Annotated in this window: 20 protein-coding genes and 1 tRNA gene; 13 read left to right on the top strand and 8 right to left on the bottom strand. The window is 68.5% G+C overall.

The features are described from left to right. Complete coding sequence (locus tag ACWF9G_RS13460) at positions 1-639, top strand: methyltransferase domain-containing protein (RefSeq protein WP_452515422.1); 639 nt, start codon at positions 1-3, stop codon at positions 637-639. A gap of 51 nt (positions 640-690) precedes the next feature. On the opposite strand, the gene ACWF9G_RS13455 is transcribed toward ACWF9G_RS13460, so the two are convergent. Beyond that, positions 691-773 (bottom strand) — tRNA-Leu (locus tag ACWF9G_RS13455). 219 nt (positions 774-992) lie between these two features. On the opposite strand from ACWF9G_RS13455, the gene ACWF9G_RS13450 reads away from it, so the two are divergent. From ACWF9G_RS13450 to ACWF9G_RS13415, 8 genes are all read left to right on the top strand, one after another. Next, the gene (locus tag ACWF9G_RS13450) at positions 993-2405 is read left to right on the top strand and encodes a DUF3662 and FHA domain-containing protein (protein ID WP_452515420.1); all 1413 of its coding nucleotides are present in this window, start codon (positions 993-995) and stop codon (positions 2403-2405) included. 168 nt (positions 2406-2573) lie between these two features. Next, on the top strand, positions 2574-3041 hold the full coding sequence (locus tag ACWF9G_RS13445) for an FHA domain-containing protein FhaB/FipA (protein ID WP_189031822.1): 468 nt from the start codon (positions 2574-2576) through the stop codon (positions 3039-3041). After that, complete coding sequence (locus ACWF9G_RS13440) at positions 3038-4486, top strand: PP2C family protein-serine/threonine phosphatase (protein ID WP_452515418.1); 1449 nt, start codon at positions 3038-3040, stop codon at positions 4484-4486. The genes ACWF9G_RS13445 and ACWF9G_RS13440 overlap by 4 nt, the downstream gene beginning before the upstream one ends. Beyond that, positions 4486-5958, top strand: a complete 1473-nt coding sequence (locus ACWF9G_RS13435) for an FtsW/RodA/SpoVE family cell cycle protein (RefSeq protein WP_379306112.1) — start codon at positions 4486-4488, stop codon at positions 5956-5958. Before ACWF9G_RS13440 ends, ACWF9G_RS13435 begins: the two co-directional genes overlap by 1 nt. Beyond that, complete coding sequence (locus ACWF9G_RS13430) at positions 5955-7421, top strand: peptidoglycan D,D-transpeptidase FtsI family protein (RefSeq protein ID WP_452515416.1); 1467 nt, start codon at positions 5955-5957, stop codon at positions 7419-7421. Before ACWF9G_RS13435 ends, ACWF9G_RS13430 begins: the two co-directional genes overlap by 4 nt. A 37-nt stretch (positions 7422-7458) precedes the next feature. Then, positions 7459-8994: a protein kinase domain-containing protein gene (locus ACWF9G_RS13425; protein ID WP_452515414.1), complete on the top strand. Its 1536-nt coding sequence runs from the start codon at positions 7459-7461 to the stop codon at positions 8992-8994. Further along, the gene (pknB, locus tag ACWF9G_RS13420) at positions 8991-10895 is read left to right on the top strand and encodes a Stk1 family PASTA domain-containing Ser/Thr kinase (protein ID WP_452515412.1); all 1905 of its coding nucleotides are present in this window, start codon (positions 8991-8993) and stop codon (positions 10893-10895) included. Before ACWF9G_RS13425 ends, pknB begins: the two co-directional genes overlap by 4 nt. Positions 10896-10993: 98 nt before the next feature. Then, complete coding sequence (locus ACWF9G_RS13415) at positions 10994-11413, top strand: CBS domain-containing protein (RefSeq protein WP_379080992.1); 420 nt, start codon at positions 10994-10996, stop codon at positions 11411-11413. A 3-nt stretch (positions 11414-11416) separates the two neighbouring features. On the opposite strand, the gene ACWF9G_RS13410 is transcribed toward ACWF9G_RS13415, so the two are convergent. From ACWF9G_RS13410 to ACWF9G_RS13400, 3 genes are all read right to left on the bottom strand, one after another. Next, positions 11417-11884: a deaminase gene (locus ACWF9G_RS13410; protein WP_452505175.1), complete on the bottom strand. Its 468-nt coding sequence runs from the start codon at positions 11882-11884 to the stop codon at positions 11417-11419. Positions 11885-12028: 144 nt separating this feature from the next. Next, a complete protein-coding gene (locus tag ACWF9G_RS13405) occupies positions 12029-12715 on the bottom strand; it encodes a RibD family protein (protein WP_452515410.1) in 687 nt (228 codons plus the stop codon). Beyond that, positions 12712-13374, bottom strand: coding sequence for an aminodeoxychorismate/anthranilate synthase component II (locus ACWF9G_RS13400; protein ID WP_378849978.1), 663 nt, complete (start codon positions 13372-13374; stop codon positions 12712-12714). The genes ACWF9G_RS13405 and ACWF9G_RS13400 overlap by 4 nt, the downstream gene beginning before the upstream one ends. Before the next feature lie 93 nt (positions 13375-13467). On the opposite strand from ACWF9G_RS13400, the gene crgA reads away from it, so the two are divergent. Next, positions 13468-13731 (top strand): cell division protein CrgA, encoded by a 264-nt coding sequence (crgA, locus tag ACWF9G_RS13395; RefSeq protein WP_189031801.1) that lies wholly within the window; start codon positions 13468-13470, stop codon positions 13729-13731. Between the two features lie 103 nt (positions 13732-13834). After that, complete coding sequence (locus tag ACWF9G_RS13390) at positions 13835-14281, top strand: PH domain-containing protein (protein ID WP_379306146.1); 447 nt, start codon at positions 13835-13837, stop codon at positions 14279-14281. Between the two features lie 78 nt (positions 14282-14359). Here ACWF9G_RS13390 and ACWF9G_RS13385 read toward each other — a convergent pair whose 3' ends face one another. Continuing rightward, a complete protein-coding gene (locus ACWF9G_RS13385) occupies positions 14360-14887 on the bottom strand; it encodes a peptidylprolyl isomerase (RefSeq protein WP_452515407.1) in 528 nt (175 codons plus the stop codon). A 68-nt stretch (positions 14888-14955) separates the two neighbouring features. On the opposite strand from ACWF9G_RS13385, the gene ACWF9G_RS13380 reads away from it, so the two are divergent. Beyond that, on the top strand, positions 14956-15132 hold the full coding sequence (locus tag ACWF9G_RS13380) for a hypothetical protein (protein WP_452515405.1): 177 nt from the start codon (positions 14956-14958) through the stop codon (positions 15130-15132). 4 nt (positions 15133-15136) lie between these two features. Here ACWF9G_RS13380 and ACWF9G_RS13375 read toward each other — a convergent pair whose 3' ends face one another. Then, the gene (locus ACWF9G_RS13375) at positions 15137-15931 is read right to left on the bottom strand and encodes an ABC transporter permease (protein ID WP_379306144.1); all 795 of its coding nucleotides are present in this window, start codon (positions 15929-15931) and stop codon (positions 15137-15139) included. 59 nt (positions 15932-15990) lie between these two features. Next, entirely contained in the window at positions 15991-16992 is a 1002-nt protein-coding gene (locus ACWF9G_RS13370) for an ATP-binding cassette domain-containing protein (RefSeq protein ID WP_379306096.1), read from the bottom strand. A 604-nt stretch (positions 16993-17596) separates the two neighbouring features. Between ACWF9G_RS13370 and ACWF9G_RS13365 the strand changes: the two genes are divergently transcribed. Next, positions 17597-19174 carry a serine hydrolase gene (locus ACWF9G_RS13365; protein ID WP_379306094.1) on the top strand — a complete coding sequence of 526 codons (1578 nt, stop codon included), beginning with the start codon at positions 17597-17599 and terminating at the stop codon, positions 19172-19174. Here ACWF9G_RS13365 and ACWF9G_RS13360 read toward each other — a convergent pair. After that, on the bottom strand, positions 19164-20072 hold the full coding sequence (locus ACWF9G_RS13360) for an acyl-CoA dehydrogenase family protein (protein ID WP_452515403.1): 909 nt from the start codon (positions 20070-20072) through the stop codon (positions 19164-19166). The genes ACWF9G_RS13365 and ACWF9G_RS13360 overlap by 11 nt on opposite strands. Between the last annotated feature and the right edge of the window lies 1 nt (position 20073).

Genomic DNA, 20073 nt, shown 5'->3' with positions numbered 1-20073 from the left:
ATGCCCGGGGTCAAGGATCGCCTGCTCACGACCATCGCCGATCAGCTCGGTAATCCGCACGGAATGCTCGGCAAGGCAGTGGCTTTCGTTCTCAATCGCGGTAACAGGCGTGCCATCGCCGCGGCGGTCGACGCGGCGGCGCCGAGCGCGGGCGCGACGGTCGCCGACATCGGCTTCGGTGGCGGTGTCGGGTTGACGCTGCTGCTCGACCGAGTCGGTCCCGCCGGCCTGGTGCACGGCGTCGAACCATCGCCCGACATGCTCGCGCGCGCTCGCTCCGGTTTCGCCATGGAGGTCGCGGCCGGTCGCGTCGTCCTTGCCGACGGCACCCTGACCGCGCTCCCGCTCCCCGACGCGAGCCTGGACGCGGCGATCACCGTCAACACCATCTACTTCCTCGACGACCTGCCCGCCGCCTGCGCCGAGCTGGCTCGCGTCCTGCGCCAGGGCGGCACCGCGGTGATCGGCATCGGCGACCCCGAGGCGATGGCGAAGATGCCGTTCACTCCTTATGGCTTCACCTTGCGTCCGGCCGAGGACGTGATCGCGGCCCTGTCCGGCGCCGGCCTGACCGTCGAGCAGCGCACGCTGGCGAACCCGCCGATCCCGCACCACCTGCTGATCGCCCGTAAGTGCTGACCCAGAAACGACTAGAGGCTCGATCCGGATGGATCGAGCCTCTAGTCTTTGTGGGCGAAGGGGGACTTGAACCCCCACGTCCTTACGGACACTGGCACCTGAAGCCAGCGCGTCTGCCATTCCGCCACTCGCCCGAGCGACTGGAAAAATCTAACATGCCCCGCGGCCGAAAATAAAATCGGGTCTCTGACCTGCGGTGATGCGAGCGGATTCGGCTCGGGAACCGGGGCGCTTCGCCGGGAGTTACAGGGTTGGAGGATCGTGGATATCATGCAAGGAACGTGGTCGGGTCCGGACACGCCGTAACCAGCGTGTCGACCTGGTCGGACACGCGCACCGAAGGGAGGGCTGTGATGGGCATCGTGTCGAGATTCGAGCGACGCCTGCAGGGCGCTGTCGGTGACGTGTTCGCGAGGGTGTTCGGCGGCAGTGTCGTTCCCCAGGAGGTGGAGGCCGCGCTGCAGCGCGAAGCCGCAGATCAGGTGCAAGATCTCGGCGGCGGGCACAAGCTCGCGCCGAACAGTTACGTGATCACGATCAACGAATCCGATCACGGAAAGCTCGACGCCGATCACGACCTCACGACGAAGGCGTTCGCCAAACATCTGCAGGATTACATCCGCGAGCAGGGCTGGCAGACCTACGGCGAAGTACACGTGGCGTTCGAGGCATCACCTACGCTGCACACCGGAATGTTCAGAGCGAGCGGCCGCGTCGACCCCGACGCCGGACGCGGGACCGCCCCACCTCGCCCCGAACCGCCACAACGACCCGCACACCCGCAACCAGGAGCTGGCCCCATGACGCACAACTCAGGCTACGAGCCAAGCCGAGAGCCCGCGGAGTCCGATCCACGCAACCGCGGGTACGCACCGCCGCCCGCCGGACGTGGTGCCGCTCCCGGCGCCTACCCCGACGAGTACGGCCAGCAGGGCGGCTACGGCGCCCAGCCCGGCTATGGCGATGCCGCGTACGGCCAGCAGGGTGGCGAATACCAGAACGGGTACGACCAGCAGGGCGGCGCGCAGCCCGGCTACGGCCAGCAGGGCGGCTACGGCGCCCAGCCCGGCTACGGCGAGCAGGGTTACGACCAGCAGGGTGGCTACGGACAGCAGGCCTACAGCCAGCAGGGTGGTGGCTACGGCGGCCAGCAGGGCTACGCCGAACCCGGCTACGACCAGCAGGGCGGCTACGGCCAGCAGGGTTACGCCGAGCAGCAGCAGGGTTACGGCCAGCAGGCTGGTTACGGACAGCAGGGCTACGCCGAACCCGGCTACGACCAGCAGAGCGGCTACGGCCAGAGCGGCTACGCCGACCAGGGTTACGGCCAGCAGGCCGGTTACGGACAGCAGGGCTACGCCGAGCCGGGCTACGGCCAGGAGGAGCAGGCGGGCTACGGCCAGCAGGGTGGCTACGGCGCCCAGCAGGGCTACGGTCAGGCCGCGGCCGCCGGTGCCGGGTACGGCGCCGCGCAGTCCAGCTACTCGGCCACGCTGCAGCTCGACGACGGCAGCGGCCGCACCTACCAGCTCCGCGAAGGCAGCAACATCATCGGCCGCGGCCAGGACGCGCACTTCCGGCTGCCCGACACCGGTGTGTCGCGCCGCCACATCGAGGTGCGCTGGGACGGTCAGACCGCGATGCTCTCCGACCTGGGCTCCACCAACGGAACCCTGGTCAACGGCTCGCCCGTGCAGGATTGGCAGCTCGCCGACGGCGACGTCATCCGGGCCGGACATTCCGAGATCCTGATCCGGATCGTCTGATCCCGTAAGCTGCGCGGTGCACGTCACGAGTCGACGCTGTCGGCCCTATGATGCTGCCATCACACGCACGGCCCCGACCTCGGGGCCCGCAAGCCAGCACGCTGGTGGGGGTAATTCGCCCCGCACCTGCCGTACCGACGTACCCGGGCGAACAGGAGGTGGAACGCCGTGCAGGGATTGATCCTGCAATTGACCCGCGCGGGGTTCCTGCTGCTGCTCTGGTTGTTCGTCTGGGCCGTCCTGCGGACCTTGCGCAGCGATATCTACGCGGCATCCGGCATCCGGATACAGCCCAGGGCCGCACGCGGTTCCGCGGTGCTGCCTTCCTTCAGCCGAGGCCAGAAGGGCGCCAAGTATCTAGTGGTGACTCATGGTTCACTCGCCGGCACTCGAATCACCCTCGGCACGCAGCCGGTCCTCATCGGCCGCGCCGACGATTCGACGCTGGTACTCACCGACGACTATGCCTCGACCAGGCACGCGCGACTCTCTCAGCGTGGTGACGACTGGTACGTGGAGGACCTCGGCTCCACCAACGGCACTTATCTAGACCGCGCGAAAGTCACCACCGCCGTCCGCGTTCCGCTCGGTACTCCTGTCCGGGTCGGCAAAACTGTGATCGAGCTGCGATCGTGACACTTGTTCTGCGCTACACCGCGCGAAGCGACCGGGGCCTCGTCCGAGGCAACAACGAGGATTCGGTCTACGCGGGCGCGCGCCTGCTGGCCCTCGCCGACGGCATGGGTGGCCACGCCGCCGGAGAAGTCGCCTCCCAGTTGATGATCGCCGCGCTGGCGCATCTGGACGACGACGAGCCGGGCCAGGACATCCTCGGCAAGCTCGACCGGGCGACCCGCTCCGGCAACGCCGCCATCGCCGATCACGTCGAGGCCGAACCCGAACTCGACGGCATGGGCACCACGCTCACCGCCATCCTGTTCGCCGGCGGCAAGCTCGGCATGGTGCACATCGGCGACTCGCGCGCCTACCTGCTGCGCGACGGCGAACTCGCCCAGATCACCCGCGACGACACGTTCGTGCAGTCGCTGGTCGACGAGGGCCGGATCACGCCGGAGCAGGCGCACACCCATCCGCAGCGGTCGCTGATCATGCGCGCCCTCACCGGCAACGAGATCGAGCCGACGCTGATCATGCGCGAAGCACGCGCCGGTGACCGGTATCTGCTGTGCTCCGACGGCCTTTCGGACGTGGTGAGCGACGAGACCATCGGCAACACCATGCGCGAGGGCAACACCGACGAGTGCGCCGACCGCCTCATCGAGCTGGCGCTGCGCAGCGGCGGGCCCGACAACGTCACCGTCGTCGTCGCCGACGTGATCGATCTCGACTACGGCCAGAGCCACCCGATCGTCGCGGGCGCCGCCTCCACCGAGGAGGAGGAAGATTCCCCGCCGCCGAACACCGCGGCCGGCCGGGCCGCCGCGATGCGCCCGCCGCGCGCGCAACCGCGCCGGGCCGCCGCCGCACCGCCGCCGCCGGAGCCCAAGTCGCACAAGCTGCGCTGGCTGCTGCTCTCGCTGGCGCTGATCGCCGCGGTCGTGGTCGGACTCGTGGTCGGCTACAAGATGATTCGCAGCAACTACTACGTGGGCGCCGACAACGACGGGGTCGTCGTGATGCGCGGGCTGCCCGGTTCGATCCTCGGCTACTCGATCCACGATGTCGAGCTCACCGGCTGCGTCAACAGCAAGGGCGAGCTGACGCTGATCGAGGCGGACAAGACGGCGCCGGCCGGCTGCAAGAAGCTGATGGTCAGCGACCTCAAGCAGACCGGCCGCGACCAGGTCCAGAAGGGCCTGCCGCCGGACTCGCTGGACAAGGCGCGCGACAGCATGAAGATGCTGGCGCGCAACGAACTGCTGCCGCCCTGCCCGAAGAAGGAATCGGTGCCGCAGCCGGGCGTGCTGCCTACCGAGCAGCCGCCTGCGATCCCCGGTGGCGCACCGACCCCCGGCCCTGATCAGCCCGCGACGCCGACCCCGACCACCCCGGCCCCGACGACAACCGTCCCCACGACAACTCCGCAGATCTCAGGGGAGAACTGCCGGGTGACGGACTGATGTCCGCACCGGCACCGCCGTCGGCTGGGGCTTTCCCCAGCCCCCCTGGCGGATTCGCGCCAGCACCACCCCCGTCGACGCGACGCAACCAGGAGTTGCTGTTGCTGGCGGGGGCGGCGGGGATCACGACGGTGGCGCTGTTCATCGTGGAGGCGAGCCAGGAACAATCGGTCACCTGGGACATCGTCAAGTACGGGCTGGCGTTCCTCGCGCTGTTCGGGATCGCGCACCTGGCCGTGCGGCGGTTCGCGCCGTTCGCCGACCCACTGCTGCTGCCGATCATCGCGCTGCTCAACGGTTTGGGCCTGGTGCTGATCCACCGGCTCGACCTCGCGGACGCGCAGAAGGCCGTGTACGACTCGAGCCCGATCCCCTCCCCCGACGCCAACCAGCAGATCATGTGGACCGGCCTGGGCATCGTGGTGTTCATCACCCTGCTCATCGTCTTGCGGGACTACCGCACGCTCGCGCGCTACACCTACACCCTAGGCCTGGTCGGCCTGGTCGCGCTGGCGATTCCGGCACTGCTGCCCAGCCGGTTCTCCGAAGTCAACGGCGCCAAGATCTGGATCCGGCTGCCCGGATTCAGCGTGCAGCCGGGCGAATTCGCCAAGATCCTGCTGATCGTCTTCTTCGCGGGCGTGCTCGTTGCCAAGCGTGATCTGTTCACCGCGGCGGGCAAGCACTTCCTCGGCATGGAGTTCCCGCGGCCGCGTGACATGGGCCCGATCCTGATCGTGTGGGTCGTCTGCATCGGTGTGCTGGTCCTCGAAAAGGACCTCGGCACTTCGCTGCTCATCTTCGGCACCGTGCTGGTGATGATCTACATCGCCACCGAGCGGGTGGGCTGGCTGGTCATCGGCGGCGGGCTGCTCGCGCTCGGATTCGTCTTCGCCTACCAGCTTTTCGGGCACGTGCGCGTGCGCGTGGACACCTGGCTGCATCCGTTCGACGACTACCACAACACCGGGTACCAGATCTCGCAGTCGCTGTTCGGTTTCGCGACCGGCGGCCTGGCCGGCACCGGGCTGGGCAGCGGACGCCCGCAACAGGTGCCCTTCGCCAAGACCGACTTCATCGTCACCACCATCGGTGAGGAGCTCGGCCTGATCGGGCTCACCGCGGTGCTGATGCTGTTCCTGATCTTCATCGTGCGTGGGCTGCGGACCGCGCTGGCCGTGCGCGACAGCTTCGGCAAGCTGCTCGCGGCAGGCCTGTCGTTCACCATCGCGATCCAGATCTTCGTCGTCGTCGGCGGCGTCACCAAACTGATCCCGCTCACCGGCCTGACCACGCCGTTCATCTCCTACGGCGGTTCGTCGCTGCTGGCGAACTACGCGCTGCTCGGGCTGCTGATCAAGATCTCCGATGCCGCCCGCGCGCCCGCACCGGCGCGCAAGCGCGGCCCGGCGCCGATCGCCGAGGCGCCGACCGAGATGTTCCGCAGGTCGGAAGGCAGGGCGAGCGAATGAACACTCCGCTACGTCGCGTCGCCGTCGCCGTGATGGTGATGGTGGTCGCGCTGCTCGTGAACGCGACCTACCTGCAGGTGGTCAAGGCCGACGATCTGCGCAGCGATCCGCGCAATGTGCGCGTGCTGCTCGACGAGTACGCACGCCAGCGCGGTCAGATCTCCGCGGGCGGCACCGTGCTCGCGAGCTCGGTCGCCACCGACGACCGGTACAAGTACCTGCGCCAATACCCGAGCACCCCGCCCGCGTTCGCGCCGGTCACCGGCTTCTACTCGATGCAGTACGGCAAGACCGGCCTCGAGCTGGCCGCGGACCCGCTGCTCTCGGGCAACGACTCGAGCCTGTTCGGCCGCAGGCTCATCGACATGTTCGCGGGCCGTGACCCGCGCGGCGCCAACGTGCTCACCACGATCAACCCGATGATGCAGCAGGTCGCCTACGAGCAGATGACCGCCAAGGGCTACACCGGCGCCGTCGTCGCGATCGAGCCGAGCACCGGCAAGATCCTGACGATGGTCTCGACCCCCAGCTACGACCCCAACGAGCTGTCGGGCCACGACGGCGCCGCGGGCCGGGCCGCGTGGGAACGGCTCAGCACCGATCAGAGCCAGCCGATGCTCAACCGCGCTGTCTCGCAGACCTACCCGCCCGGGTCGACCTTCAAGACCATCGTGACCGCGGCCGCGCTCTCCAACGGCGTCGCCGGTCCCGACGACCAGTTCACCGCGGCGCCCAACATCACCCTGCCCGGCACCAGCACCACGCTGGAGAACTACAACGGCAGCACCTGTGGTGACGGGCCGACCGCCAGCCTCTACGAGGCGTTCCGGCGCTCCTGCAACACCGCGTTCGTCGAACTCGGCGTGAAGGTCGGCGCGAGCGCGCTCAAGGACGAGGCCGCCGCGTTCGGCATCGGCCCGCACCGCGGTGTACCGATTCCGGTCGCCGAGTCGACCGTCGGCCCGATTCCCGACAACGCCGCCCTCGGCCAGTCGAGCATCGGTCAGCGCGATGTCGCGGTCACCCCGCTCGACGTCGCGGTGGTCGCCGCGACCATCGCCAACGGTGGGACCAGGATGCAGCCGTACCTGGTAGACCAGACCCAGGCGCCGGACCTGTCCGAGCTCAGCAAGACCAAGGCGGTCTCGGTCGGACAAGCCGTGAGCCCCCAGGTAGCGTCGACCCTGACGAATCTGATGGTCGCCTCGGAGGCCAATACCGCCGGCGGTGGCCGGTCGCCGTACCAGATCGCCTCCAAGACCGGCACGGCCGAACATGGCAGCAATCCGCGTAACACCCCGCCGCATGCGTGGTATATGGCGTTCGCGCCCGCGCAGAACCCGAAGATCGCCATCGCGGTGATCGTCGAGAACGGCGGCGACCGGGCGCTGGCGGCCACCGGTGGTTCGGTGGCCGCTCCGATCGCCAGGTCGGTGCTGGATGCCGGCCTGGCAGGGGGCTGAACGAAATGAGTGTGCGAGTGACAACACGGGGGCCCCGATGCTGAACAACGGCGCCATGATCGCCGACCGCTACCGCCTGCAGCGGCTCATCGCCACCGGCGGTATGGGCCAGGTGTGGGAAGCGATGGACACCCGTCTCGACCGGCGGGTCGCGGTCAAGGTCCTCAAGACCGAGTTCTCCGCCGACCCGACGTTCCGTCAGCGGTTCCGGACCGAGGCGCGCACCACCGCGCAGCTCAACCACCCCGGGATCGCGGGCATCTACGACTACGGCGAGACCACCGACCCGTCCGGCGGCGAGACCGCCTACCTGGTGATGGAGCTCGTGCAGGGCGAACCGCTCAACGCGGTGCTGAACCGGATGGGCAGGCTCTCGGTCGTCCAGGGTCTGGACATGCTCGAGCAGACCGGCCGCGCACTCGAGGTCGCGCACGCCGCCGGCGTCGTGCACCGTGACGTGAAGCCGGGAAACATCCTGGTGACTCCGACCGGCCAGGTGAAGATCACCGACTTCGGCATCGCCAAGGCGGTCGACGCCTCGCCGGTGACCAAGACCGGCATGGTGATGGGCACCGCCCAGTACATCGCGCCCGAGCAGGCCGTCGGCGAGGACGCCACCGCGGCCAGCGACGTGTACTCCCTCGGCATCGTCGGCTACGAGGCGCTGGCAGGAGTGCGCCCGTTCACCGGTGACGGCGCCATCACCGTCGCGATGAAGCACGTGCGCGACGCGCCGCCGCCGATGCCCGCCGATCTGCCGGCCAATGTGCACGAGCTGATCGCGATCACGATGGCCAAGGATCCGAGCCAGCGCTACAGCAGCGGCGGCGAGTTCGCCGACGCGGTCGCGGCGGTTCGGGCCGGTCACATGCCACCCCCGCCCGCGGGTGTCGGCCCGTCGATGACCGGGGCGACCCGTGTCCTGCCGCCCGGCCCGACCACGGTGATCCCGGCCGCCGCGGACTACGACGGCGCGACCATGCGCTTCGGCCACCAGGCGCCGCAGCCGATCACGCCCGGCGGCGGTTACACCGGCCCGGCGACGCAGGCCGCGGCTGCGGCCGCCGTCACGCCCGAGACCAGGAACAACAACCAGAAGTGGCTGATCGCGCTCGGCATCGGCGCGCTGGTGCTCGGTGGCGGTGTGCTGTGGCTGCTGTTCGGCGGTGAGCCGAATCGCGGCACCGGCACGACGACCACCACGGTGCAGACCACCAAACCGCTGCCCCCGCCGGTGACCACCACCAAGCAGCTGCCGCCGGTGATCGAGCCGCCCAGCGAGGCGCCGACGACCACGCAGCCGCCGCGCCCGACGACCACCACCGAGGAGCCGCAGCCCACCACGACGGAACCGCCGGTCACGACGACGCAGCCGCCGACCAAGACGACCAAGCCCGAGCCGACCACCACGGCCAAGACCACCAAGCCGACCACCACCAAGCCGGCGGAGGGTACGACGACGGTCAACGGACGTCCGCGGCTGCCCACGCTCGACCTGCCGTTCCCCGACGCGCCGAACGCGCTCGGCCCGAAGATCACCGTCGACAACACTCCGTCACAAGGACAACCATGACCACCCCGAAGAATCTCTCCTCGCGGTACGAGCTGGGCGAGATCATCGGGTTCGGCGGCATGTCGGAGGTGCACAGGGCACGCGACGTGCGGCTCTCGCGCGACGTCGCGATCAAGGTGCTGCGGGCCGATCTGGCCCGCGATCCCACGTTCTACCTGCGGTTCAAGCGGGAGGCGCAGAACGCGGCCGCGCTGAACCATCCGGCCATCGTCGCGGTGTACGACACCGGCGAGGCCACCGTCGACGGCGGGCCGCTGCCCTACATCGTCATGGAGTACGTCGAGGGCGACACCCTGCGTGACATCGTCCGCGGCAAGGGCCCGCTGGCGCCGCGCAAGGCGATGGAAGTCGTGGCCGACGTGTGCGCCGCGCTCGATTTCAGTCACAAGGCCGGGATCGTGCACCGCGACATGAAGCCGGCCAACATCATGATCAACCGCGCCGGTGCGGTGAAGGTGATGGACTTCGGCATCGCCCGCGCGATCGCCGACAGCTCCAACCCGATGACCCAGACCGCCGCGGTGATCGGCACCGCCCAGTACCTCTCGCCGGAACAGGCGCGCGGCGAGACCGTCGACGCCCGATCCGATGTGTACTCGGTCGGCTGCGTGCTGTTCGAGATCCTCACCGGGCAGCCGCCGTTCACCGGCGATTCGCCGGTCGCGGTCGCGTATCAGCACGTCAAGGAGGATCCGCCGCTGCCGTCGTCGGTCAATCCCGGCGTGCCGCGCGAACTGGATTCGGTGATCCTCAAGGCGATGGCCAAGAACCCGGCCAACCGGTACCAGACGGCCGCGGAGATGCGCGCCGACCTGATCCGGGTGCTCGGCGGGCAGAAGCCGATCGCGCCGATGGTGATGAACGACGAAGATCGCACCACCATCATGGATTACGACGACGAGCCTTCCCCGCGGACGTTCCGTGATCGCCGCGACGACACCTCCGAGCAGGCCGCGCTCGCGCCGCCCGCCGAGGGCCGTAATCGCACCGGTCTGATCGCGCTCGGTGTCGCCGCCGCGCTCGCGGTGGCCTTCGGATTGTTCTGGGTGCTGGTCGGGCCGGGTAGCAAGCCCGGCCAGGTCGCGGTGCCCGATGTGTCGGGTCAGCCCTCCCAGCAGGCGCAGACCGCGTTGCAGAACGCCGGGTTCAAGGTCGCCGTGCTGCAGAAGCCGGACGGCAAGGTGACGCCGGGCAATGTCATCGCGACCCAGCCGCTCGGCGGTTCCCGGATCGACGAGGGCAGCACCGTCACCCTGCAGGTCTCGACCGGTCCCTCGCAGGTCCAGGTGCCGCGGCTGGCCGGTCTCACGCAGGCCGAGGCCGAGCAGAAGCTGAATTCGATCGGGCTGCAGCTGAACCCGAACGTGGCGCGCAAGGCGTCGAGCACCGCCGAGACCGACAAGGTGATCTCGCAGGAGCCGAGCGCGGGGGTGCGGGTCGACATCGATCAGCCGATCGTCGTCACCATCGGTTCGGGACCGGAGCAGATCAGGGTGCCGACGGTGGTCGGCCAGGACATCGCTGTCGCCCAGCCGAATCTGGTCGACAGCGCGGGGTTCAAGGTCGACATCCAGGAGGTGAAGTCGACCGCGCCGAGGGGGCAGGTGCTCTCCACCAACCCGGCCGGCGGCAGCAACGCGGAGAAGGGGTCGACCATCACCGTGCAGGTCTCGGCCGGTGACCGGATCATCGTCCCCGATCTGAGCGGGCTCACCCCGACCCAGGCGCAGGAACAGCTGCGCGCGGTCGGCTGGACGGGTCAGCTCAGCCAGACCACGGTGATCACGCTCGACGGCAGTGCGTCGGGCAAGGTCGTCGGGCAGAGTCCGGCGGCGGGGTCCTCGGTCACCATGACCAGCAATGTCGTGCTGCAGGTAGGTGCTTCACCGATTCCGCGCTGAGGTCTCGATTGCGTGGAGAACCTACCCGCCGCGGCGCGGCGGGCGCAGAATGAGGCTGCTTCATCCCAACCAGCAACGCTGAACGAGGAGGTAGCCCTATGACCACGGCCAGGGACATCATGAAGCCCGGTGCGCAGTGGATCACCCGCGGCGACACCGTATCGACCGCCGCGACGGCGATGGCCGATCTCGGCGTCGGATCGCTCGTCGTCGCCGATGACGACGAACGCATGTGCGGCATCATCACCGACCGCGACATCGTCGTGAAGTGCATCGCGCTCGGTTTGTCCCCCGAAACGACGACCGCGGCCGAACTGTGCGAGTCGACTCCGCGCTGGGTCAGCGCGGACGCGGATGTGGAAGACGTGCTCGACCAGATGGAGAGTCATCGGGTCAAGCGGATGCCGGTGATCGAGAACAAGCGGCTGGTCGGCATGATCAGCGAGGCCGATCTGGCCAGGCACCTCGACGACAATCAGCTCGGCGAGTTCGTGACCGCCATCTACGGGCGGCCCTGAGCCTCAGCTCAGATCGAGGTGCGTGTTCATCGACATGGCCTCCTCGGCCAGGTCGGTGAGTTCCACTACGCGCACACCGTGCTTGCGGAGTTTGTCCACACCCTCGCACGCGGCGACGAACAGGCTCGGCTCGCGCCAGGCGATGACGACGGTCGGGATACCGGCGGCCAGGATCCGGTCGGTACACGGCGGTCGGCTCGCCGTGGCGCGGGTCGAGCACGGTTCGAGCGTGCTGTAGATCGTCGCCCTGGTCAGCCGTGGGTCGTCGGGGTCGAGCTTGTTCAGCGCCGATTCCTCCGCGTGCACCTTCTCGTCGGTCTCGCGCGACCAGCCGGTCGCGATCTCCACGCCGTCGGCGACGATCACCGCGCCCACCGAGTAGGCCGTTGTACTGGGCGGACAGTTCCTGGCCAGGTCGATCGCCCTGTGCATGAATCGGTGGTCGGTGCTCTCGGCACTGTCTGCGCTCATCGAATTCCCCTGCTGGTCGGGAGTTATCCACAACTGTCGCATGATGTGGAGTCGGTCATGTTCAGGTGTGCAGCGATTCGTTCGACAAACTGTGGACAGTGATATTTCCGCAGGTCGGTCCCATGATTTCGAACACAGGACCGGTTAGCGAACTGACTCGTCCGCGTCGCCGACCAGGTACTTCAGCACAGCGACATCCCCAAGTTGTTCCACACCCGCCAAGCGCAGCCGGCGTTGTGCACCGCCGGGGAACTCGGCGGGGCCGACGAACCGCGGCGCTGCGGGGTCGCCGACCAGGATCGGCGCGATCGCGAGCCGGATCTCGTCGACCAGGTCGGCGGCGAGGAACCCGGTGTGCATCCCGGTGCCGCCCTCGACCATCAGCCTGTGGATACCGCGCTCGCCGAGATCGTCGAGCAGCGCGGACAGCGCGAGTTCGGGGCCGAGCGCGACGACTTCGGCCAGTCCAGCCAGCCGATCACCCAGCGTCGCCGCGCCCGCGTCGGAGGTGTAGACGAGCTTGTCGCCGCCTGAATGCCAGAAGCGCAGCTCGGGATCGAGCTCACCGGAGGCGGTGACGGTGATCTTGACCGGATACTCCGGCTTACCCGCCGACACCCGGTCGGCGCGGCGTTCGGCGCTGTTGACCAGCAGCCGGGGATTGTCGGCACGCAGCGTCTGCGCGCCGATCAAAATCGCGTCGGACTCGGCCCGCACCTGGTCGACCCGGTCGAAATCCGCGCTGTTGGACAGCAGCAGCCGCTGGGCGCTCGTGTCGTCGATGTAGCCGTCCAGGCTGGCAGCCACCGACAGCAGTACATATGGCCTCACTGGGTCACCAGCGCGGCGACCTCCGCTTCGAGCGCCGACACCAGTGCCTCGGCGGGGCGCTGCCCACACACCTCGAGCCAGTTGGCCAGCATCCGGTGCCCGCCCTGGGTGAGCACCGACTCGGGATGGAACTGCACGCCGTGGATCGGCAGGGTGCGGTGGCGCATGGCCATCACGATCCCGCTTTCGGTGTGGCCGACGACCTCCAGCTCGTCCGGGATCGTCTCGGGCAGGACGGTCAGCGAGTGGTAGCGAGTGGCGGTGAACGGGTCGGGCAGGCCGGCCAACACGCCCGAGCCGAGGTGGAACACCTGGCTGGTCTTGCCGTGCAGCAGCTCCGGCGCCCGATCGACCGTGCCGCCGAATGCCTCGCCGATGGCCTGGTGCCCGAGGCACACGCCGAGCAACGGCACCTGATGCTTGGCCGCCGCGTGCACCAGCGGGATGCTGGCGCCAGCCCGGTCGGGGCTGCCCGGCCCCGGGCTGACGAGCACGCCGTCGAAGGTCCCGCCCTCGTCGCCGCGGGTGAGCAGGGTGTCCAGGTCGGCGAGGCGCTGGTCGTCGTTGCGCCAGACCACGGCCTCGGCACCAAGCTGGCCGAGGTACTGCACCAGGTTGAACACGAAGCTGTCGTAGTTGTCGACGACCAGAACACGCATGCGTCGAGAGTACGTGCCGACCCCGTAGGTCGTCGCATCCAATACCTGGTGGGATAGCCTAGTAGTTACCTGTATTCCGAATTCGAGGACGTCATGCCCAAGTCCAAGGTCCGTAAGAAGGCCGACTACACCCCGAGCCCTGCCAGCCGCACCCCGGTGAAGGTGAAGGCGGGCCCGTCGCCGGCTTGGTACGTCGCGATCATGCTTGGTTTCATGCTGGCAGGCCTCGTCTGGCTGCTGGTGTACTACCTGGCCGCCGAGCAGATCGGCTGGATGAACGATCTCAACGCGTGGAACTTCCTGATCGGGTTCGGCCTGATGGTCATCGGCCTGATCATGACCATGCGATGGCGCTGACCAGCAGGTACGCGCCGGATTACACCGGTGTTATTCATGCACACCTGTGGATGAAGCTGTGGACAACTCGAGGAGCAATGGGGGACGAGGCCGCGTGAACGCTGTGGATTCCGCAGGCGGCACCTCGTGGACAACTCCCACCGCTGGTCTGGTCGCCGTCTCCGGCGGTGGCCTGATCCTGGTCGTGGCCGCCGTGCTCGCCCAGGACGGACCGAGCAGGCTGCTCGTCGGCCTGGCCGCGGTCGCCGTCCTGGGGATGGCCGTGCTCGGTTTCCGGCAGCGCCCCCGGTTGACCATGGTGTCCGGCCCCGCGCCGCGCCTGGTGGTCGGCACGCTCACCGGGCCGAAGGAGTACCCGCTCGACCGCATCGACCGGATCCGGATGGTCTCCTACCGCCGCCTCGGCCGGAAGTCGGCGATGCTCGAGATCGACGTCCAGCACGAGGGCTCGGAGCGGCTGCTGATCTTCGGCCGCTGGGATCTCGGCACCAACCCGCACGATGTCTACGACGCGCTGGTCGTCAACGGCTTCGCCGCGGTGGCCGACTGAGCCCGCAACGTTTCACGTGAAGCAAAGGACTCCCCGTCGCGACTGTCGCGGCGGGGAGTTCTGCTGTGTACGGCTCGATCAGCCGATGGTGACCGAGGAGATCACGACCGGCTCGTCCGGGTGATCGTTGCGATCGGTCTGCACCGCGGCGATCGCGTCGACGACCTTGCGCGAATCGGGATCGACCACCTCGCCGAAGATCGAGTGCTTGCGATTCAGGTGCGGCTGCGCGCTGACGGTGATGAAGAACTGCGAACCGTTGGTGCCCGGCCCCGCATTGGCCATGGCCAGCAGGTAGCCGCGGTCGAAGCGCAATTCGGGGTGGAACTCGTCGCCGAATTCGTAGCCGGGCCCACCGCGGCCGGTGCCGGTCGGGTCGCCGCCCTGGATCATGAACCCCGGCATCACCCGGTGGAAGACGGCGCCGTCGTAGAACGGGCCAGCCTCGGTACCACCGGCGTTCTCGGTGGTGTAGGGCGCGCTGCCGTCGGCGAGACCGACGAAATTGCGCACCGTCTTCGGAGCGTGGTTACCGAAAAGCGCGATCTTGATATCGCCGTGGTTCGTGTGCAGCGTCGCCACGGCCGTCTGATGGGGTGAGGTCACGCGAATATGGTGCCACGGGCCCAGTGTGACGCCGGGAACCTGATGGGAGCGTCTCGTAGAGTGGTCGTATGAAGCTTCGTAACCCGCTCATCGCGTCCCTCGCGATCGCCGGGGCAGGCGCCCTGGCCCTGCTGGCCCGCAGCAAGCGTCCGCAACTTCCCGAGCCCGCCGCCGAACCGCCGCGCCTCGGCTACTCCCGCAACGGTGCCGCGCCGGCCCCCATCGCGGAGACCGGCGCGCACTGAACCGTCAGCGGCTGACGGACTTCTTGTACTGCACCTGAGCCAGCGGCACGAACACGATCAGGATCACCACGATCCACATCAGCGTCGTGGCCACCGGGTGCTGCATCGGCCAGGCATCCGAGGGCGGGCCCAACGGGTTGGTATTGCCGAACAGGTCGCGCACGGCCTGGGTGAGCGCGGAGACCGGGTTCCATTCGGCGAAGACGCGCAGCGGCCCCGGCAGGCTTTCCAGCGGCACGAACGCGTTCGAGATGAACGTCAGCGGGAAGATCACCATGAAGCTGGCGTTGTTGAACACCTCGGGCGCGCGCACGAGCAGTCCGACGACCGCCATGATCCACGACAGCGCGTAGGCGAACAGCAACATCAGCGCGTAGGCGAGCACCGCGTCCAGGAACGACCCGCGGATCCGCCAGCCGACGATCAGGCCGGTCAGCGACATGACGACCAGGCTGACGATATTGATCACCACGTCGCTGATCGTGCGGCCGACCAGCACCGCCGACGGCGCCATCGGCAGTGACCGGAACCGGTCGATGATGCCCTTCTGCATGTCCTCGGCCAGGCCCGCGCCCGTGAAGGTGGCGCCGAAGACCACGGTCTGCGCGAAGATGCCCGCGATCAGGAATTCGCGATAGCCGCCCGCGACGCCCTCGATCTGGATCGCCGAGCCGAAGATGTAGGCGAACAGCAGCACGAACATGATCGGCGACAGCGTCGTGAAGACCAGCACGTCGGGCACGCGCTTGATCTTGATGACATTGCGCTTGGCGATGGTGACGCTGTCGCTGACGACCATCGAGAGCCGTTCACCGAGCCCGGGGCCCCGCACGTCCACCGCCTTGTTCAGCGTGGTGCTCATCGGTTCAGTCCTTCCTCGGCGCCGACGGTCTGCGCCGCGGCATCGCCGTTGACCAGTTCCTCTGCCTCGTGCCCGGTGAGGGTGAGGAAGACGTCGTCGAGCGACGGTCTGCGCAGCGCGACGTCGTTGATCTGCACCTTCTGCTCGGTGAGCCTGCCGATCGCGGTGACCAGGTCCTGCGAGCCGTTGGCCACCGGGACGGTGACCCGGCGCAGGCCCGGTTCGAGGTGGATCTCGCCGTCGGCCAGCCCGGCCAGCGCCTGCTGGGCAGGCCCGAGCTGATCGGCGGTGGCGACGGTGAGTTCGATGCGGTCGCCGCCGACGATGGCCTTGAGTTCGTCGGCGGTGCCGCGGGCGATCACCTTGCCGTGGTCGATGACGGCGATCGAGTCGGCCAGCCGATCGGCCTCGTCCATGTACTGGGTGGTGAGCAGCAGCGTGGTGCCGCCCGCCACGAGCTCCTCGATGACGTCCCACAGGTCGAGCCGGGCACGCGGGTCCAGACCGGTGGTCGGCTCGTCGAGGAACAGCACCGGCGGGTTGGCCACCAGCGCGCCTGCCAGGTCGAGGCGCCTGCGCATACCGCCGGAATAGCCCTTCACCGGCCGATCGGCGGCGTCGGAGAGGCGGAAACGGTCGAGCAGTTCGCGCGCGCGTTCCTTACTGCGCTGCGTGCCGAGGTGATAGAGCCTGCCCACCATTTCGAGATTCTCGAATCCGGTGAGGTATTCGTCGACGGCTGCGTACTGCCCGGATGCGCCGATCCGGGAACGCAGGGCCTGGGGATTGCGGAGCACGTCGATCCCCGCGACGGTGGCACTGCCCTCGTCGGGGATGAGCAAAGTGGTGAGAACGCGGACAGTCGTGGTCTTTCCCGCGCCATTGGGGCCGAGAAGTGCGGTGACGGTACCTTCCGGAACGGCCAGATCCAGCCCGTCCAGGGCGACAAGCTGCCCGTACCGTTTGACCAGACCCTCGGCGACGATTGCGTCGGGCATGATTCTCCTGATGTCGTGGTTCAACGCTGTTGCCCCAGTATTGCGGTACCCACCGACAAGTCGCATCCCCTTTTGCCCGCCGTCGGGTACCCCGATGTACAGATTTGTTCGACATGCCGAGCTGTTGCGACACGCGACGAATCGGACGGATTTTCCGGCCGTGCTGTGAAAGGCAAGCCCCCGGTATCCGGGGCACGGACACAGGTACGACGAGAACCTGTTCACCGGCATTTTTTCGTAAAACGTTGCGTACCAGCCTTTTCCACGCGACGTAAGACAACTGTCGGGTGCTCGACCAGCGGAACCGCCGCCCCCAGCGCCTGATGCGGACACCCACTCCGCCCATGGTCGCCGAAAATTTTCGGAAACTGGTTCGTTGCGCGTACACGAATTCCGCTCGCATCGCGTAGGATCGTTCACGTCGGCCCCTCCCCCCCGGGCCGACCCTACGCGGGCCTCGGCTAACTCCCCCCCTTCGCCGAGGCCCGCTCCCCATTTTCCGGCAAGGTGCAGCTCGAGCTACCGGTGCGTACACCCGGTAGCAGATCGTCACAGTCCAGCCACGTTCCCGCGATCAACCCGCAACCAGGTCTATCGTCTGCCCATGGTGCCTGCCAAGGGTGCGATCGCGGCGCTCGTCGTTTCGATGGCTGTCGTTGTCGGCTGCAGCGGAGAGGCCGGCGACGAGCACACCGTCGCGACCACCACCGAGCAGCTGCCACCGAACCAGGTCGCCGCGGTCGCGCTCCCCGACGACGCGGTCGACAAGGCGGTGGCGAAGCTCGACGAGCTGGCCACCTCGCTCATGGACAGCAGCCGCATCCCCGGCATGGCCGTCGCCGTCGTGCACGGTGGGAAGACCGTGTATGCCAAGGGCTTCGGCGTCCGCGAGGCAGGCGGCCAGGACAAGGTCGACGCCGACACCGTCTTCCAGCTGGCCTCGGTGTCGAAATCGGTGGCGGCCACCGTCGTCGCCCACCAGGTCGGCAAGGGCACGGTCGAGTGGGAAACACCCGTGGTGTCGAAGCTGTCGTCGTTCGCGCTGGCCGACCCGGCCACCACCGCCCAGCTCACCATCGGCGACCTGTTCGCGCACCGCAGCGGCCTGCCCGACCACGCGGGTGACCGGCTGGAGGACCTCGGCTACGACCAGGCCGCGATCCTCGACAAGCTCCGCCTCGAGCCGCTCGACCCGTTCCGGATCACCTACCACTACACCAACTTCGGTCTCACGGCAGGCGCCGAGGCCGTCGCCGCCGCGGCGGGCACCGCCTGGGACCGGCTCAGCGCCGACACCCTGTACACCCCGCTCGGCATGTCCGCCACCAGTTCCCGCTTCGTCGACTTCCAGTCGCGCCCGAACCGCGCCGTCGGCCACGTGAACGTCGACGGCAACTGGGTCGCCGGACAGGTCCGCAACCCCGACCCGCAGTCTCCCGCGGGCGGTGTCAGCTCCTCGGTGAACGACATGGCCCGCTGGCTGGCGATGGTGCTCGGCAACGGCGCGTCGAACGGCACGACCATCGCCGAGCCGGACGCGCTGCTGCCCGCGATCAGCCCGCAGGTGATCTCCTCCCCCGCGTCATCGCCGGAAGCACGGGCGGGCTTCTACGGGTTCGGCTTCAACTCGTCGACGTCGTCCGCAGGCCGCACGGCCTACAGCCACTCCGGTGCGTTCGCGCTCGGCGCCGCGACGAACTTCCTGGCGATCCCGTCCGCCGACGTCGCGATCGTCGCGCTCACCAATGCCGCGCCGATCGGCGTGCCGGAGGCGCTGACCGCCGAGTTCGGCGATCTCGTGCAGTTCGGCGAGATCCGCGAGGACTGGCGCGGCATCTACCAGGCCGCGATCGCTCCCATCAACGATCCGGTCGGCGACCTGTCCGGCAAGTCCGCGCCGGCGAATCCGGCCGCGGCCAAGCCGCTACCGAGCTACGCGGGCACCTACGCCAACGAGTACTGGGGCCCGGCGACGATCGCCGAGGACGACGGCGCCCTGGTCCTCACCCTCGGCCCGGCCCAGCGCCGATACCCGCTGCGGCACTGGGACGGCGACACCTTCGCCTTCGAGCTGAGCGGCGAGAACGCACCGCCCGGCAGCGTCTCCTCGGCGATCTTCGACAACGGCACGCTCACCCTCGACTACTTCGACGAGAACGGCCTCGGGAAATTCACCCGGTGACCTCGACCGCGCGCCACGCCGCGGCGAGCCGCAGCGCCCTGACCTTGCCTGCGACCCCGAGCAGGGGTTCGTCGCGCTCCCACCGGCTCCTGGTCTCGGGGTCGACCAGCTCCCACAGCGGCGCGAGCTCGGCACGCAGTCGCGTCAGCCGCTCGAAGACGCCACCCAGCGCGATGTGCACGCCTGCCGAACCTGGATCCTCGGTACTCACGCCACGCACGGCCGCAAACAGGGCCAGCAGCTGTTCTACGGCCTCGGCGGGCCATGGTGCTTGCCGGGCAACCCGGACGAGCTGTCCGAGCACAGCGGCGACCACATGCAGATCTTCGACGGTGCGGAACGGCTTGAGGTAGTCGGCGTAGCCGTCACCGGGCAGCAGCTCGCCGGGCGCGGCGTCGAAAGTGACGGTGGCGTGCGGGATCTCCGGGGCGAACGGCAGCGCGGGCAGCGGCGTCACCACGGTGCCGGGTCCGGCCTGCACGAGCACCGCCCGCAACTCGGCGCGGCCGTCGGCCTGCTCGCCCGAACGGGCGATCACCAGGAAGCTGGTGGCGAACTCGCCGAGCGTGGCGAAGGATTTGGTGCCGGTGACAGTGCCGTCGGCGGTCACGGTGGTAGTCATCGACGACGGCTTGGCGCCGTTCGCCTCGGTCGCGCACATGGAGGTCAGCCCCGCGAAACCGAGCGTGGGAACCAGCGCGTGCAGCGCTTCCTGATAGCCGCCGAGAAAGGCCGTACCTGTTCCGGCACTGTCGAATCCGGCGACGGCCGCGCGATCGATCGAACTCGCGAAGGCGGCGCTGCGGGCGCGATGCTGTGCCGCGATCGCGGCGATATCGGTCGAGGTCGACTCGACGGGAGCTGCGGTGAGCAGAAAATCGAATACCGAGGAATTCACA

The sequence above is a fragment of the Nocardia sp. NPDC055029 genome (assembly GCF_053608525.1).
The sequence above is the reverse complement of the archived record's forward strand: the minus strand, read 5'-3'. Positions and strand labels throughout refer to the sequence as shown.